The organism is Pelomonas margarita (assembly GCF_043555875.1).
GTDB lineage: Bacteria > Pseudomonadota > Gammaproteobacteria > Burkholderiales > Burkholderiaceae_C > Pelomonas > Pelomonas margarita.
Genome location: NZ_JBIGHW010000002.1, coordinates 125,933 through 140,539 on the forward strand (window position 1 = coordinate 125,933; position 14,607 = coordinate 140,539).

At 70.6% G+C, this 14,607-nt stretch carries 13 protein-coding genes; 4 read left to right on the top strand and 9 right to left on the bottom strand.

Annotated elements, in window-relative coordinates:
• Window positions 1-3 precede the first annotated feature (3 nt).
• Window positions 4-507 carry a CAP domain-containing protein gene (locus ACG0Z3_RS04205; protein WP_394395598.1) on the bottom strand — a complete coding sequence of 168 codons (504 nt, stop codon included), beginning with the start codon at window positions 505-507 and terminating at the stop codon, window positions 4-6.
• A gap of 74 nt (window positions 508-581) precedes the next feature.
• Between ACG0Z3_RS04205 and ACG0Z3_RS04210 the strand changes: the two genes are divergently transcribed.
• A complete protein-coding gene (locus tag ACG0Z3_RS04210; protein WP_394395599.1) occupies window positions 582-965 on the top strand; it encodes a hypothetical protein in 384 nt (127 codons plus the stop codon).
• A gap of 102 nt (window positions 966-1,067) precedes the next feature.
• On the opposite strand, the gene ACG0Z3_RS04215 is transcribed toward ACG0Z3_RS04210, so the two are convergent.
• On the bottom strand, window positions 1,068-3,635 hold the full coding sequence (locus tag ACG0Z3_RS04215; protein ID WP_394395600.1) for a S8 family serine peptidase: 2,568 nt from the start codon (window positions 3,633-3,635) through the stop codon (window positions 1,068-1,070).
• 431 nt (window positions 3,636-4,066) lie between these two features.
• Here ACG0Z3_RS04215 and ACG0Z3_RS04220 point away from each other — a divergent pair, with 431 nt between their 5' ends.
• Window positions 4,067-4,621, top strand: coding sequence for a PEP-CTERM sorting domain-containing protein (locus ACG0Z3_RS04220; RefSeq protein WP_394395601.1), 555 nt, complete (start codon window positions 4,067-4,069; stop codon window positions 4,619-4,621).
• Window positions 4,622-4,702: 81 nt separating this feature from the next.
• Here ACG0Z3_RS04220 and ACG0Z3_RS04225 read toward each other — a convergent pair whose 3' ends face one another.
• Window positions 4,703-5,092 (bottom strand): hypothetical protein, encoded by a 390-nt coding sequence (locus ACG0Z3_RS04225; protein ID WP_394395603.1) that lies wholly within the window; start codon window positions 5,090-5,092, stop codon window positions 4,703-4,705.
• Window positions 5,093-5,279: 187 nt separating this feature from the next.
• Window positions 5,280-6,674 (bottom strand): TIGR03790 family protein, encoded by a 1,395-nt coding sequence (locus tag ACG0Z3_RS04230; protein WP_394395605.1) that lies wholly within the window; start codon window positions 6,672-6,674, stop codon window positions 5,280-5,282.
• Window positions 6,675-7,116: 442 nt separating this feature from the next.
• Here ACG0Z3_RS04230 and ACG0Z3_RS04235 point away from each other — a divergent pair, with 442 nt between their 5' ends.
• A complete protein-coding gene (locus ACG0Z3_RS04235; RefSeq protein ID WP_394395607.1) occupies window positions 7,117-7,878 on the top strand; it encodes a sulfite exporter TauE/SafE family protein in 762 nt (253 codons plus the stop codon).
• Window positions 7,879-7,918: 40 nt separating this feature from the next.
• Window positions 7,919-8,737: an HDOD domain-containing protein gene (locus ACG0Z3_RS04240; protein ID WP_394395609.1), complete on the top strand. Its 819-nt coding sequence runs from the start codon at window positions 7,919-7,921 to the stop codon at window positions 8,735-8,737.
• 123 nt (window positions 8,738-8,860) lie between these two features.
• Here ACG0Z3_RS04240 and ACG0Z3_RS04245 read toward each other — a convergent pair whose 3' ends face one another.
• The 5 genes from ACG0Z3_RS04245 to ACG0Z3_RS04265 form a co-directional block, all read right to left on the bottom strand.
• Window positions 8,861-9,850, bottom strand: coding sequence for a GGDEF domain-containing protein (locus ACG0Z3_RS04245; RefSeq protein WP_394395611.1), 990 nt, complete (start codon window positions 9,848-9,850; stop codon window positions 8,861-8,863).
• Window positions 9,851-9,954: 104 nt separating this feature from the next.
• Window positions 9,955-11,043, bottom strand: coding sequence for a GGDEF domain-containing protein (locus tag ACG0Z3_RS04250; RefSeq protein ID WP_394395614.1), 1,089 nt, complete (start codon window positions 11,041-11,043; stop codon window positions 9,955-9,957).
• 203 nt (window positions 11,044-11,246) lie between these two features.
• Window positions 11,247-12,185 (bottom strand): pseudouridine synthase, encoded by a 939-nt coding sequence (locus tag ACG0Z3_RS04255; RefSeq protein WP_394395616.1) that lies wholly within the window; start codon window positions 12,183-12,185, stop codon window positions 11,247-11,249.
• A complete protein-coding gene (locus ACG0Z3_RS04260; protein ID WP_394395618.1) occupies window positions 12,182-13,090 on the bottom strand; it encodes a TIGR02285 family protein in 909 nt (302 codons plus the stop codon). The genes ACG0Z3_RS04255 and ACG0Z3_RS04260 overlap by 4 nt, the downstream gene beginning before the upstream one ends.
• On the bottom strand, window positions 13,090-14,391 hold the full coding sequence (locus ACG0Z3_RS04265; RefSeq protein WP_394395619.1) for a UDP-N-acetylglucosamine 1-carboxyvinyltransferase: 1,302 nt from the start codon (window positions 14,389-14,391) through the stop codon (window positions 13,090-13,092). The genes ACG0Z3_RS04260 and ACG0Z3_RS04265 overlap by 1 nt, the downstream gene beginning before the upstream one ends.
• Between the last annotated feature and the right edge of the window lie 216 nt (window positions 14,392-14,607).

The following is a 14,607-nucleotide window of genomic DNA, read 5'->3' on the forward strand; positions in this document are numbered from 1 at the left end:
GTCCTAACGCGCCGACCCGCCGGCAGGCGTGGCCAGCTGCAGAACCCAGTAGCGGCGCTGGTTGTGCGGATGGGCCGCGCAGGCCAGGCCGAACTCCTGCAGATCGGCGGCCATCAGGTGCTCGCAATGCGCCGGGCTGGCCAGCCACTGGGCCAGCACCTCGTCCAGCGTCTCGGGGCCGCCGGCCAGGTTCTCGGCCGACACCTGCATCACGTAGCCCGCCTCGCGCAGCCGCGCCCGCAGCGAGGCCCCGCCCGCGCCGGCATGGCTGAGCCGGTCCTGCGCCGCCAGCTCGGCGGCATGCCGGCGCGCCGAGGCGTCCAGCAGGGGCTGCCAGCGCAGCGGCGGCACGGCCGGCCAGTGAACGCTGCCGCAGGCGCGAGGCTGGCTGCGCAACGCCGCCAGGGCCCGCTGCGCCGCCTCGGCCTCGACCTCGCAGCCCGCCTGCGCCGCGGCCCACGGCGCGGCCCCACCAAGACAGCCCAGCAACAGCAACCATGCACGCATGGCGGCATCGTATGCGGGCCAGCGGGCCGCAACGGGCGGTTGCCAAGCGGCCGCCGCAGGCCCAGCATGCGGCCATGAACACCGCCCATCTCCTGCCCCCGCTGCTGGCCGCCACGCTGCTCGCACCGGCCCATGCCGTCGACACCGCGCGCAGCGCCGCCGACGCGATGAAGGCCATAGAGACCGCCATCGGCGAGGCCCCCTGCGAGGGGGATGCCGACTGCCGCGTGCTCAGCGTAGGCGCCAAGGCCTGCGGCGGACCGGAGGCCTATCTGCCCTGGTCGGTGCGCTACACGCAGGGTGCCACGCTGGAGCGGCTGGCGGACGAGCACCGTGCGCTGCGCAGCCGCCAGGATCGTCGCGACGGCCGCGTGTCCAACTGCGCCGTCGTCCCGGCGCCGGCCGTCCAGTGCGTGGCCCGTCGCTGCCAGACGCGGCCAGGCCCGATCACCCGCTAGCCAGATCCGCCTTCCCGGCCGCCGGGCCGTGCGGCAGATCAAGAAAAAGCGGGCCTCGCAGGGCCCGCTTTCGATGCCCCGCAGCGGGGGCGCAAACACACGTCAGGGACGCGCGATCGTCAGTGCCGGGGAACTCCAGGTTTCCCAGTGCGCCGGGTTGGCCGCATCGCCCAGGGCCTTCAGCACGGACAGCTTGATGATGTAGCTGCCGTTCGGCAGCACACCCTGCGTCGTCGTCCCATCCCAGCCGCTGGCGGAGAAGCCGCCCGGCGTGCCGCTGCGGCCGAGGTAATGCTCCTCGCCGATGAGGCCGCGACTGGCCAGCGTCGTCGCATCCAGCACCTCGCGCCTCAGGGTGCGCGACTGGTGATCCAGGTGCAGCAGCACGATGGGAAGGTCGTTACCCGCCATCGTGTAGACGGCGCCTGCAGCCTGCTTGCTGTACGAGCCGGCGCTGAGCTTGGCCAGCCACGGGAAGCCGTTGGCCGTGGGCGTCAGCACCTGGGTCGACTGGTAGTCGCCCTTGAAGCCCGCGTAGGGGACCTGGATGGACGTGCCGTCGGCGTCGGGCGTGAAGGTGATGTAGCCCCCATAGAGCCCGCGGTCGACCAAAGCGGGGTTGGCCGTGATCGTCACGGTCACCGTCGCCACGCCCTTGGCAGGCACCACGACGGTGGGGCTGCTGAAGGTCACGGTCGCGGGCGAGTTGTAGACCCCGGAGATGTTGTAGCTGGCGCCGGTCTGCGTGTTGGGGCCGGCAGCCACGCCGGCCGCATGGCCCAGCGTGTAGGTCACCTGCACCGCGGCATCGTTGCGCAGGGTCAGCTTCTGCACCGTCGATCCGGCCGCGCTCTCGCCCGTGGAAATCTTGCTCGGCAGCACGAACTGCTGAGCCTTCACCGCAGCCACGATGTCGATCATGCCGGCGCCCTGGCGGAAGGCATGCTCACGCAGACCCAGTGACGGGTTACCCGACCAGGCCTTGGGCTTGGCGGTGTTCTGCAGGCGCGTCAGCATGTTGATCATGGGCAGCGCGTTGCGGCCGACGACCGGACCCTCGCGGCCCAGCGCCGCGTTCGGCAGGGCCTGCAGGATCAGCGCGGCGGCGCCAGCCACATGCGGGGACGACATCGACGTGCCGCTCAAGGTGGCACCACCGCCCAGCTCCAGCGGGTAGGCCGAGAAGATGCTGCCGCCTGGGGCGCCCAGGTCAGGCTTGAAGCTCAGGTCCGCAGCCATGCCGAACGAGGAGAAACCCGAGATCAAACCGCCCGTGCCGAACGGGAACCCGACGCTCTCGGCCGTCCAGTTCAACGTGGTCGGGCCGGCACCGATGGCGGCATGCAGCGCCGCGCCTTGCTCTGCGGTGATGCCCACGACCGGGATCGTGATCGACTGGACGCCGGCCACCGATGCGCCGAGCGCGCCAGCCGAGTGGTTGTAGAGCACGACGGCAGCCGCGCCCGCGTTCTGGGCGTTCAGGGCCTTGTCGTAGAAGCCGCAGGCGCCGCGCCGGATCAGCACCGCCTTGCCGGCAAGGCTTCCCGCCGGCAAGGCCGCGCAGGCATCCGGCGCCGTTGTTCCGAGGGTCGGCTGGTCAGCCGCACCGGTCCGGGCCATCGACAAGCTGCCACTGGTGGGTGCTGCCGGCGCACCGGTGGCGGGGTTGTAGCCGTAAGGCGTGCCATTGACGGCAAAAGAGATCTGCGCGTTGTCAAACGACGCGACGCCGATCACGCTCTCGCCCACGCCGGGGGCGCCGGCGGCATACAGCCCATCCGGCGCACTGCCGCCGGGGCCGTTGTTGCCGATCGACGCGACCATCACCACGCCCTTCTTGGCCAGGCGCGATGCGGCCTGTGCCGTCGGGTATTGCGGCCATTGGCGGCTGGCGCCGATGCTCTGGTTGATGACCTGCATGCCATCGGCCAGCGCACGCTCCATCGCCTCCAGCATGATGTCGGCGGTGGTGCTGCCATTGCAGCCGAAGACGCGGTAGGCGCCGAAGGTGACACCCGGTGCCACGCCCTTGAGGCCGCCCCCGTTGGCCCCGACGATACCGGCCACGTGCGTGCCATGACCGCCGCAGTCGTCCGGGTTGCCATCGGGGGACGGCACCGGGTTGTACGAGGCGCTGCTCGAGTCGGCGTTGAACGCATCGCCGACCAGGTCCCAGCCGGCCACCACGCGCGCGCTCGGGAACGGCGTCGTGCCGTTGACACCAGTGCCGCCAAACGCCGGGTGGTCGATATCGACGCCCGTGTCGATGATGCCGACCTTCACGCCGGCGCCCGTGAGGCCCAGCGAGTTCTGCGCGACGGCAGCACCGGTCAGCGAGAGTGCGCGGCTGAGCTCGATCGCAGAGCCGGCCACCTGCTCGGGAGTCGGCGCCTGGATGATCTCGATGGGATGGAGCGCCTTCACGCCCGCCACGCGGGCCAGTTTGGCGCGCTCGATGGCGCCGACGGACACGGCCAGACCGTTGAACAGCGAATTGAAGGCGCGGCGTTCCTGATAAGACACCTTGGCCGCCGCCGCAGCAGCGCGGAACGCGGCCTGCTCGGCCTGCACGGCCGACAGGCTGGCGCCATCCGCCACCGTCTTGCCAGCGAACTCGACGAACCACAGGCGGTTGCCTTCAGCCTGGGAAACAGGGATCGACTGGGCCATGGCCGTCGAGACGGTTGAAAGCGCAGCAATCGCCAACATGACGGGCTTGCGGCTCAATTTCCAGGTGGACATACGACTTCTCCGATGACGAAAGTGCGGATGCTCTCCACTTGTTCCGGTGTTTGGATCCGTGCTTTCCCCACAGCCACCCTCCCGGCTCACGCTGCCCCCATGACAGCGGCAACGAGCCCCCCCTCGAGTGAGGGTGCCCACCGCGCACCAGACACGCCTTGCCATGCAGGCAAAACCTGCCCCCTCCTCTTTCGGCAGGCCCTGAAGACACGGGTAAGTACCCTCACCGAGTCAAGGGGTGTCGACTTTTCATCCGGGGCTTCTCAGCTTGTAGCGATCAACACGGGATGGCAAATTGCAGCCACTTTGTGTTCACGGCCGGAACGGGCTGGCCGTGAATCACCGAACCTGGAGAATCCATGCAAGTCAGTCAACTCAAGCGCGGCGCGATCAGCGCAGCACTGTTTGCTGCGGCCTTGACGGCCGGAGCAGCCCACGCAGGTACCGTCACGCTCGACGTGGCGGGCATTGCCAGCAACGCCGGGTTCGGCGATGCCTCGAACGAGACGCGCTATATCGACATCTTCTCGAACGTCCGCATCACCGGCATCTCGTGGAGCGTCAGCCTAGCCACCGAAGGCAGCAGCTGGCTGTCCGAAATGGGCGTCGATCTGAACACCGGCGCCGGCGGCAGCGGCGTCTCCCTGTTCCCGGGCCTGGGTGAGGACAGCTCGGGCACCGCCACCTACAGCGGATCGGCCGACCTGGTCGGCCTGGGCCTGGACTTCCTGCTCGGGGCCGACGGTCGACTGAACTTCGAGTTCTTCGAGTTCACCGATGACTTCAACGGCACAGACGGCACGTGGGCCAGCGGCAGCCTGACGGTGAACTACATCCCCGAGCCGTCCTCGTTCGGCCTCGCGGGCCTGGCCCTGCTGGGTGTTGGCGCCGTGGCGCGTCGCCGCAAGTCCTGACCCCCTCGCCGGCGACGGCGTGATCAGATCACCAAGGGGCCGCATCACGCGGCCCCTTGGTTTTAGGGCCGGCGCGCTGGGTCAGCGCGACGACGCAGCGCCCACAGGCGGCAGCCCCGCCGCCCCGCCCGGACACAGCAGCCACTGGCCGCGCCGGCTGGCGTGGTACACGGCTTCACGCTGCTCATGGCGCACGACGAGACGCCACCCCGGTTGCAGCGCCATCGTGTAGGTCATGCCGGGCCGCGCACAACCCAGCGATCCATCCGCCCAGTCCACGTCCTCGGTGCGCACCTGCAACACGCCACCACCCGCCAACTGCCAGGCCTGGGCAGCGTCGGCCCGCACTGCGGCCTCGACATCCGCCAGCGTGACCGAGGCGCCCGACACCGGCCTCACCATGCCCGCCCGGACGCGCGGGGCCACGGCGTTCTCGGCACGGTCCGCCGGCAGCGACTGCGCAGCCGTCATGCCGCTGACCGCCAGCAGGCATGCTGCCAGCCCCGCGCGCACCGCCCCAAGGCGGCCCGGCGTGATGACAGGTCGGGGTCGAGGCTGGGGCGGACGCGGCTCATGCATGGATAGGTCATTCGCCGACAAAGAAAGTCGGCGCTCAACGGTGCGGCGAGGATAGCGCGGCCTGCACGCCGACCGCGCCTCACGGCGACTGCGCCAGCGTGCAGCTGCTGGCGGCATCGGCAGGGCACGGCCCCTGCCAGCGGATCTGCACGGCCGCCGCGGGCGGCAGCGGAGCCCGGCCGTCCAGCGCCTGGCCGCGCGTGCCGGTGAAGCTGGCCAGCGTCGTCCAGGCGCTGTCGCCGCCGAGCCGGTACTGCAGCGCGTAGCGGCTGCCGGGCCGCAGCGAACGCGTGCGGATCTGGTATTCACCACCCACGATGGCAAAGCTGGGCGCGTCCCGGAAGGGCTGGGCCAGCGGCTCGCCAATGAACAGGCCCTGACCGGGCCACTCGACCGCCTTCCAATAGGCCTCGATGGCGGTAGCGCCGCGCCAGTAGTGGTCGATCAGCACGGACGCGCGGGAGAACTTCTGCGTATGGTTGCACGGCTCCTCCACCGTGCCGTAACTGGCCGTCGCGCCGGCATCCAGCCAGGCCGTGATGGGCATCTGCCCGCCGCCACCGGGCAGCAGGCCGCCCACGGAGGTCAGCGCATCGGCCAGCGCGCCCGGGCGGAACTGCAGTGTGGACAGGTTGGCCACCTGGGTCAGCCCGGTCAGGTAGAACAGCACATCGGTCTTGCCCGACAGGGAATTGGCCGCCGCCACGCCACTGCTGTTGTCCACGTAGTTCAGCGCCAGCGCGCCGCTCCAGGCCGCCGGCAGCGACTGGAAGTCGGTCCAGCGCACGCTGCGCGCGCTGTCGGTGGTGCGCACCAGCCAGCCCTCGCCGGCCGGCCGCGTGGCGTCGGACGCCACACCGCGGCCGATCAGCGCCTGCGCCGCCGCCAGCGTGCTGGTGCCCAGCAGCATGGACGGCCGCACCTGTACGTCCGCCTGCGGCCGTCGCGTCTCGCGGTCGAACAGCAGCGACGCGGCGGTGCTGGCGCAGGTGTCGGTTGCCGGGCTGGGGTTGCACCAGCGGGTGTCGTAGCCCAGCGCCATCGCGCTGGTGATCCCCATGCTGCAGGCGCCCGCCACCCGGCTGGGTGCGGCCCAGGCCAGCAACGTGGCCTGCACCGAGGCCGGCAGCCGCGCATCGATGTCGGATTTGAGCAACAGGAAATCGGCGGCCGACAGGCTGGCGACAGCCGTGTTGACCTTGACCCGGATCAGGTTGGCCGCCGGCACGCCGCGCGCCGCCACATAGGCCGCCGCCATGGCCTCGCTGACCGCATCGCCCTCGGCCACGATGACGCCCAGATCGGCGGCCGCCAGCCCGCTTGCGGGCAGGGTCAGCGTGAGCGTCTGCCCTATGCCGGGAGGTGCCGTCTCGCTCGTCGTCCCGCTGCTGCCGGCACTCCCCGATCCGCCGCCACCGCAGGCGCTCAGCAGGCCCAAGCACAGGGTCGTCAACAGGCAGGACAGGCGCTTCATGGCCCCATTCTCCCGTGGTCCGAGGCGCTGTTTTTGCACCACTTTGGCGCATATCCGCCCCTTCGCGCGCCGCGAACCCGGGCTTACCCCAGTTTCATGCACCGAGGCGGGGCAATACATTCTTCTCACTCGACGCGGTCAGGGGCTGCAAGCCCAGTGACTGCCTGGCGGGTGTGAGGAGACATACAGCAAGGTTGCTTCGCCATCCCGAAGACAATCTCACCGGCCACCAAGGCACCCCTTGGTGGCCGTTTTATTTTGTTTGCCCCTCGTCCGGTCTTGCGCCGCTGGACGCGGGCAAGCCCGGCCGGTCCCACTAGGGGACGGCGATGCTCGCGGGGCCTGCCCCGTCCGCACATCGCCAGACGGGCCGGCTTGGGAGCGGCCCGGCGCTCGGCCCTAACGAATGCACGAAGGCCCGGGCGCGTTGATGGACTCCTGCATGCTCGAACTCGCCACTGTCGCCCTCGCCTCCCTGCTCGCGGGTTTCATCGACGCGGTGGCCGGCGGCGGCGGGCTCATCCTGCTGCCTGCGCTGTTCAGCACCTTCCCGACGGCCGTACCGGCCACGCTGATGGGCTCCAACAAGGCGGCGGCGATCTGGGGCACGGGCTGGGCCACCTGGCAGTACGTGCGCCGCGTGCAACTGCCCTGGCGCCGCCTGCTGCCAGCAGCCGCGCTGGCCGGCGGGGGCAGCTTTGCCGGCGCCTGGACGCTGACGCTGGTGAACCCCGACGGCCTGCGCAAGGCGCTGCCACTGGTGCTGCTGGCGGTGTTCCTCTACACGCTGGCCAAGAAGGACCTGGGGCGGGAGCATGCCCCGCGCTTCACGGGCCGGGCCGAGGCCTTGGTGGCTGGCGGCATCGCACTGGGCGTGGGGTTCTACGACGGCCTGTTTGGCCCGGGCACTGGCAGCTTCTTCGTGTTCCTGTTCGTGCGCGTGCTCGGCTACGACTTCCTGCACGCCTCAGCCACGGCCAAGCTGATGAACCTGCTGACGAATGCCTTCGCCATCGCGCTGTTCGTCAGCAAAGGCCACATCTGGTGGCATGTCGTGGCCGTGATGGCCGTCACCAACATCGTCGGCAGCCTGCTGGGCACGCGCATGGCGCTCAAGCATGGCGCGGGTTTCGTGCGCGGCGTCTTCATCTCGGTGGTGGGTGTGCTCATCGTCAAAACTGCCTGGGACGCCTTCTTCCGCTGATCTACGATCCGGCCATTCCCCGGAGCTCCTGACACCCGCCATGCCCGTCGATCCCCAACTGCGCAACCTGGACATCGAGATCCCGACCCAGCCGGAGGTCCTGGTCAAGCTGTCGCTGCTGATGGCAGCCGAGGACATCGATCTGCAGGCGATGTCCTCGCTGGTCGAGACCGACATGGCGCTGGCTGCGGCCGTCATGAAGGCGGTCAACTCGTCGCTGTACGGCCTGCGCGGCCGCGTGCAGACGGTGCAGCAGGCGCTGACGTATCTGGGCATGCGCGAGGTCGCGGCCATCACGTTCGAGATGGGCCTGCGCGCGGCCTTCCCGGCGGCTGCCGAGCTGGAATCGGTATGGACCCGCGCGTCGCAGCGCGGCCTGCTGATGGGCCGCATGGGCCAGATGCTGGGCGTGGATCCGTGGGCCTCGCACTCGGCGGGCCTGTTCGAGGAATGCGGCAAGGCGGTGCTGTACCGCCATGCGCCCGCGCATTACCCGGCCATGCTGCGCGCAGCCACGCGCGACGCCGAGCTGGTGGAGCTGGAGCGCACGGCCTTCGGCGTCAGCCACGACGCTTTAGGCGCCGCGCTGTGCGAGAGCTGGGGCCTGGCGCCGGCCGCCGTGGCCAGCGTGCGCCATCACGTCGAGATCCAGGGCTCGCTGACCATGCCCGACAACCTGGCCCGCCGCAGCGTGGCGGCCATCTCCACGGTGGCCTGGGCGCTGCTGAACCATGTCGATCAGCTGGACGACATCGCCAGCCAGATCGCCCCGCAGGCGCAGCTGGACGAGACACTGGTGCTGCGCGCGGCACGGCGCGTCAACGAGCAGCTGCAGGCCGCGCAGGAACACGGGCGCTGATTCCGCGCGGTGTTGCCACTGGGGGGCGGCCCAAGCGGGCCCGCCGGCGATGTGCTTGCGGCTTGCTCGCGTGCAGTTTCATCGCAGGCCACCACAGCGGCGGGTCACGACCCGCCCTACGCTTCAAGCCGCCAGGCTCAATCGGTCCCGGCCCGCGTGCTTGGCGATGTAGAGCGCCTCGTCGGCTGCCTGCATCAGCGCCTGGGCGCTCAGGTAGGGATGGGCCGGGCTGACGGCGGCCAGTCCCACGCTGAGGGTCAGCTGGCCCTGGCCATCGGGCAGGCCGAGCGAGCGTAGGTCGTCGCGCAGCAGCTCCAGCACGCCCTGCGCCTCGGCCATGCCCACGCCGGGCAGCAGCGCGACGAACTCCTCGCCGCCCAGGCGGGCGACGACATCGGTGTCGCGCTTGAAGCGCTCGTTCAGCAGCGTCGCCACGCGCTTGAGGGCCGCATCGCCGGTCGCCGCGCCATGCCGCTGGTTGAACTGCTTGAATTCGTCCAGGTCCAGCACGGCCAGCGCCAGCAGGCCGCGCTGGCGTTGCGCGCGCTTGAACTCGCGCCGCAGCGCCTCGTCGAAGGCGCGCAGATTGGCCAGGCCGGTCAGCGCATCGGTGCGCTCCAGGCTGGCGAGCTCGCGCCGGTTGGCCTCCAGCGCCGCCTGGGCCTGCTCCAGCAGCAGGCGCTGGTGGGCCAGTTCGCGGCGCAGCGCCTGGGCATCCTGATCCTGCTGGCGCAGCGAGCCGTGCACGCGGCGCATCGCGTGGCCGATGCGGTCCAGCTCGGCCGCCAGGCCGGGCGCGGGGCGAGCGCCCTCGGGCTGCAACGGCATGGCGTCGGACTCCATGGCCTCGCAGCCGGCCGCCAGCCGCTGCAGCGGCCGCAGCAGCAAGGCCTCGATGAGCAGCAGTTGCGCCACGCTCAGCAGCAGCACCTGCCAGACGATGCGCCCCAATTCGTCGACGGGCGCCGCCGGGCCGGCACGGCTCCACGTCAACACCACGACGATGGCCAGCGTCAGCAGCGGCACGCCCAGCGTCAGCCGCAGCCGCAGCGACCCCAGACGGCGCGGCATGGCAGCGTCGTCCTGGGGCTGGGCGAGGGAATCGGTGTTCATCGGCATAGCGCTGCGACTGCGCGCAAGTTGTCACGCGCCATGCTGCCTGCCTTGGGCGCCGATGGCGTCGGGGTTTTCCTCGGCCCCAGCTGGGGCTGGCGCGATCAGGCGCCGGCGGGCATCAGGTCATCGGCCACCGTGCGGTTGCGGCCGGCGCGCTTGGCTTCGTAGAGCGCGCGGTCGGCGGCGGTCAGCAGGTCGGCGAAGCTGGTCGCGTCGGCCGGCAGCATGGCCAGGCCGGCGGACAGCGTGGCACTGAGCGTGCCGCCCTCGGGCGTCACGAAGGGCGCCTCCTGCACCATCTGCCGGATGCGCTCGGCCACCTCGCGGGCGCCGGCCAGGTCGGTGCGCGGCAGCAGCACGACGAACTCCTCGCCGCCGTAGCGCGCGGCCAGGTCGCCGGTGCGCAGCGAGCGCTGAATGAGGCCGCCCACCTGGCGCAGCACCTCGTCGCCCGTGGGGTGGCCGTGGCTGTCGTTGATGGCCTTGAAGTGGTCGATGTCCAGGAACAGGCAGGCCAGCGGGTAGCGGTGGCGCACGGCCTGGCTAAACTCGATGAGGCTGCGATGGTCGAAGTAGCGGCGGTTGTGCACGCCGGTGAGGCCGTCGGTCATGCCGGCGCGGCGCAGCCGCTCGCGGTTGAGCATGCTCTCGATCGCGATGGCGGCGATGGCCGACAGCCGGTCCAGGAACTTGGTGCCGGAGTAGGCGTCGTAGCGCTCGGGGTCGCAGGCGCCGAAGTGCAGGCTGCCGATCAGCACACCCTGGCGAATCAGCGGCAGCAGCGCCGCCGAGCGCACCAGCGTGCCCGGGCCGAAGGCCTTGGCCACCAGCGCTTCGTCATGGCCCGGGCCCACCAGCCGCGTGATGCGCACGCCGCCGAACAGGTCCTTCAGCGCGGCGTGGCTGTCCAGCAGGCGCGGCGCCCGCACCATGGGCAGGGCCGGCAGCGCGCGCTGCAGTTCGCCGTCGGGGTCCAGCAGCCACAGCTCGGCGGCGTCCAGACCGAAGTCGGCACGGCAGTCCACCAGCAGCAGGTTGACCAGCTCCTCCATCGAGCCGACGGCGATGAGGCGGCGCTCCAGCGCGTCGAAGCGGTCCAGCTTGCGCTCGTTGGCCTTGGCGGCGTCGAGCAGCGACTGCAGCTGGCGGCGCAGTTCCTGGACTTGGGCTTCGGGCGTGGACGAGTTCATATCAGTGTTGTGTTCGGGCCGAGCGCCGGGCCGCCTCAAGCCGGCCCGCTGAGGCGTGTGCTCGCGGCTCGATGCCGCAGGCATCGCCATCCCCTCGGGGGCTGAGGCCGGACACGGCAAGTCCTGTGGACTTGTCGTGCCTGCCGAAGGGTAGCCGCTCCGTCGGCTGCGCGGTCTGCAAGACCGCCCAGGGGCGCCCGCGATCAGCGGGGCGAGACTGGGCGAGGGGCAGCGTCATGCAGCGCGATTGTGGCGGTGTCACGTGAAAAGTACCGCAGCGCGCCCGTTACCGGGTCCGTGAATGCGATCTCGCGCGCGATCAGTTGCAGCGGCGCATCAAAACGCGGCGGGTTCTCGTGCGGCTGCAGCACGGGGTAGATGCGGTCACCAACGATGGGCAGGCCCAGCGCGTTCATCTGCACGCGCAGCTGGTGGCGCTGGCCGGTGCGCGGGCGCAGTTCGTAGCGGGCCAGGCCATTGGCGAGCAGCTCGACCAGGTCGATGCACGTCTCGGCATTGGGCTCGCCGGGCACGACCTGCATCTGCATGAAGTCGTCGCCGTCGGGCTCGGCCAGGCGGTGGCGCACGGTACGCGGCCAGGGGCCGGGGCCGGCGGGCGCAATGGCCTCGTAGACCTTGTCGACCGCGCGATCGCGGAACAGCCGGTGGTAGGCATCCCGGTCCTGCGGCCGCACGCCGAAGACCACCAGCCCGGCGGTCTCGCGGTCCAGCCGGTGGATGGGGATGAGGTCGACCAGGCCCGTCGCATGGCGCAGCCGCGCCATCAGCGTCTGCCGGGCGTAGAGGCCGCTGGGCGTGACGGGCAGGAAGTGCGGCTTGTCGGCCACCAGCAGGTGCTCGTCCTGGAAGACGATGCGGGCCTCGAAGGGCACGGCGGGCTCGTCGTCCAGGTGGCGCCAGTAGTAGACGCGGCGCTGCGCGCGGTAGGGCGCGTCGGCCACGGGGGCGCCGTCATCGCCGACCACGTCGCCCCGCGCGAGGCGCTCGGCCCAGTCGGCCACGCGCGGCAGGCGCTCGGCGAGGAAGGCGGTCAGCGTGGGCCAGGGCCCGGGCGGGCAGAACACGGCGCTGGCGGCCACGCCGTTGCGCAGGGGCAGCGCCGGCTTGGGCGGCCGGCTCATTCGATGCGCGGGCCGCTGCGGGCGCGCTCGTCCATGTAGGCGTTGAGCCGTTTCAGGTCAGGCCCCGACAGCGCCTCGCCGCGCCATGCACGCACCCAGCGTTCGCGGTCGGGGTCGCGTGCCAGCTCGCGTACCGCCGCGTCGATGGCCTCGATGTGGCGCAGGCCCAGCGGCGTGCGGCTGCAGGACACCGTGGCCACCAGCGTGCTGCGGCCCTCGGCCACGGGCAGCGCCACCAGCGCGGCGGCGTCGCCGCTGCGGCGCAGGTAGTCGTGCATGGCGGCGGGGTAATCCAGCGTGTAGTCCATGCGGCCAGCACGCAGCATGTCCATCAGCTGCGTGCCCGGCTGCGCGCCCACGCTCAGGCGCGGCACGGCCTGCTGCGCCAGCAGCGCGTCGATCTTGGGCCCGAAGGCGCGGTCGCGCGCCACCAGCAGCCGCAGCTTGGAGCGCTGCAGCAGGTCGGCCAGCACCACGCGCCCATCGGCGGGCGGGTGCGCCATCACGTGGCCCAGCGCCTCACGCCGCACGATGACGTGCACCTCGCGCGACGCCAGCGGCGGGTACAGGTGCGAGAAGTAGGCCCACACCAGCCGCTCGGGTGTGCGCACGTGCAGCGTGGAGCACAGCGTCTGACCGGTGCGGCTCAGTGCCTCGTAGCGCGCCGTGCCAGCCTCGACGAACTCGTGCCGGAACCCGGCCATGCGGGGCAGCAGCACGCGCATGAAGCTCGCCACCTCGCCGGAACCCAGCTCAGCCACGCTGCGCGGCGCATGGCCTTCGTGGAAGCTGAAATGCGGCGGCAGGTCCTGCGCCACCCAGCGGATGGTGTCGGCCGGCGGCTGCGCCTGCGCTGCCGTCGCCGCGAACACCACCGCAGCGCTCAGGCAGCGCCACATCGCCATCAGTCTCCTTCGACCCACTCCATGCGCGCGCCGAGTTCGCCGATGTGCTCGACGAAGTTGGGGTGGGCGCGGCGGATGGGCGTGGCGTTCTTGATCACGCTCTTGCCGGGGATGCTGGCCGCCACCATCAGCAGCGCGATGGCGACGCGGATGATGTACGGGCTCTCCACCTCGGCGGGGCTCAGCGGCTTGCCGCCGAAGGTGATCATGCGGTGCGGGTCGCTGAGGAAGGCGTGCGCGCCGAACTTGGCGAGCTCCGACGTCCAGCCCATGGCGCCGTCGTAGATCTTGTTCCAGAACATCACGCTGCCCTCGGCCTTGACGCCCAGGGCCACGAAGATGGGCAGCAGGTCCACCGGCACATAGGGCCAGGGCGCGGCCTCGACCTTCTGCAGGATGTTGCGCGTGAAGGGCTCCTTGACCTTCAGCGGGCCGTCCACGACGCAGCGGCTCCAGCCGTCCTCGTGGACGATCTGCACGCCGAACTTCGCGAAGGTGCGGTCCAGCAGCGGGAACATCTCCGGCGCGCCGTTCTTGACCTGCACGTTGCCGCCGGTGATGGCGCCCAACGCGAGGAAGGTGACGATCTCGTGGAAGTCTTCGGTGAAGGTGTAGTCGGCGCCGCCGAGCTCCTGCACGCCGGTGATCTTCAGCTTGGACGTGCCGTGGCCTTCGATCTTCGCGCCCAGCAGCGACATGAAGTTGCAGAACTCCTGCACATGCGGCTCGCTGGCGGCGTTGGTGAGCGTGGAGACGCCATCAGCCAGAGCGGCACAGAGCACGAAGTTCTCGGTCGTCGTGACGGAGGCGTAGTCGGTCCAGTGGTCGTTGGCCTTGAGCGGGCGGTCCACCTTCAGCACCAGGCCGTCGGGCAGGCGCTCCACATCCGCGCCGAAGCGCTGGAACACCTCCACGTGCGGGTCGATCTCGCGGGCGCCCAGCGTGCAGCCCTTGACGTCGTCCTCGATGCGCGCGGCACCGAAGCGCGCCATCAGGCCGGGCACCAGCATGATGGAGGAGCGCATCTCCTCGGGCAGGCGGTCGGTGGCGGGATCGAACCGCGTGTCCTTGTGATGGACGTCCAGGATGCCGGTCTTGAAGTCCAGCTCGACCTGGGAGCCCAGCTTGCGGAAGACCTCGACGATCTTCTTCACGTCGGTGATCTCGGGCACGCCGCGCAGGCGCACGGGCGCTTGGGTCAGCAGCGTGGCGCACAGGATGGGCAGGACGGCGTTCTTGTTCGCCGAGGGAGTGATGCGGCCGGAAAGGGGCGTGCCGCCGTGGACGATCAGGTGGGACATGAAGAGTGTTTCTCAGCGTGAGGGCGCGATTGTCTCTGCTTGGGCCTCAGGCGCCTGGCACGAGGTTTCGCGTTAGGTGATTCGCTTGGCCCAGCCAAGCCACCAGCCGCGTGAATCTTCACCCCGGTGACCTGGAAGGTTTGCTAGGTCACGCCGCTCGGACCGCTTCGCAGAATTCCGACCACGTTGAGATGGCGAGAGGAACGCCGCTCAGAC

Coding starts and splice junctions, on each gene's coding strand:
- ACG0Z3_RS04215 (WP_394395600.1), bottom strand. CDS start 3,635: ATGGCCCAGTCGATCCCTGTTTCCCAGGCTGAAGGCAACCGCCTGTGG.
- ACG0Z3_RS04265 (WP_394395619.1), bottom strand. CDS start 14,391: ATGTCCCACCTGATCGTCCACGGCGGCACGCCCCTTTCCGGCCGCATC.
- ACG0Z3_RS04235 (WP_394395607.1), top strand. CDS start 7,117: ATGCTCGAACTCGCCACTGTCGCCCTCGCCTCCCTGCTCGCGGGTTTC.
- ACG0Z3_RS04210 (WP_394395599.1), top strand. CDS start 582: ATGAACACCGCCCATCTCCTGCCCCCGCTGCTGGCCGCCACGCTGCTC.
- ACG0Z3_RS04260 (WP_394395618.1), bottom strand. CDS start 13,090: ATGGCGATGTGGCGCTGCCTGAGCGCTGCGGTGGTGTTCGCGGCGACG.
- ACG0Z3_RS04220 (WP_394395601.1), top strand. CDS start 4,067: ATGCAAGTCAGTCAACTCAAGCGCGGCGCGATCAGCGCAGCACTGTTT.
- ACG0Z3_RS04205 (WP_394395598.1), bottom strand. CDS start 507: ATGCGTGCATGGTTGCTGTTGCTGGGCTGTCTTGGTGGGGCCGCGCCG.
- ACG0Z3_RS04255 (WP_394395616.1), bottom strand. CDS start 12,185: ATGAGCCGGCCGCCCAAGCCGGCGCTGCCCCTGCGCAACGGCGTGGCC.
- ACG0Z3_RS04240 (WP_394395609.1), top strand. CDS start 7,919: ATGCCCGTCGATCCCCAACTGCGCAACCTGGACATCGAGATCCCGACC.
- ACG0Z3_RS04230 (WP_394395605.1), bottom strand. CDS start 6,674: ATGAAGCGCCTGTCCTGCCTGTTGACGACCCTGTGCTTGGGCCTGCTG.
- ACG0Z3_RS04225 (WP_394395603.1), bottom strand. CDS start 5,092: ATGACGGCTGCGCAGTCGCTGCCGGCGGACCGTGCCGAGAACGCCGTG.
- ACG0Z3_RS04245 (WP_394395611.1), bottom strand. CDS start 9,850: ATGAACACCGATTCCCTCGCCCAGCCCCAGGACGACGCTGCCATGCCG.
- ACG0Z3_RS04250 (WP_394395614.1), bottom strand. CDS start 11,043: ATGAACTCGTCCACGCCCGAAGCCCAAGTCCAGGAACTGCGCCGCCAG.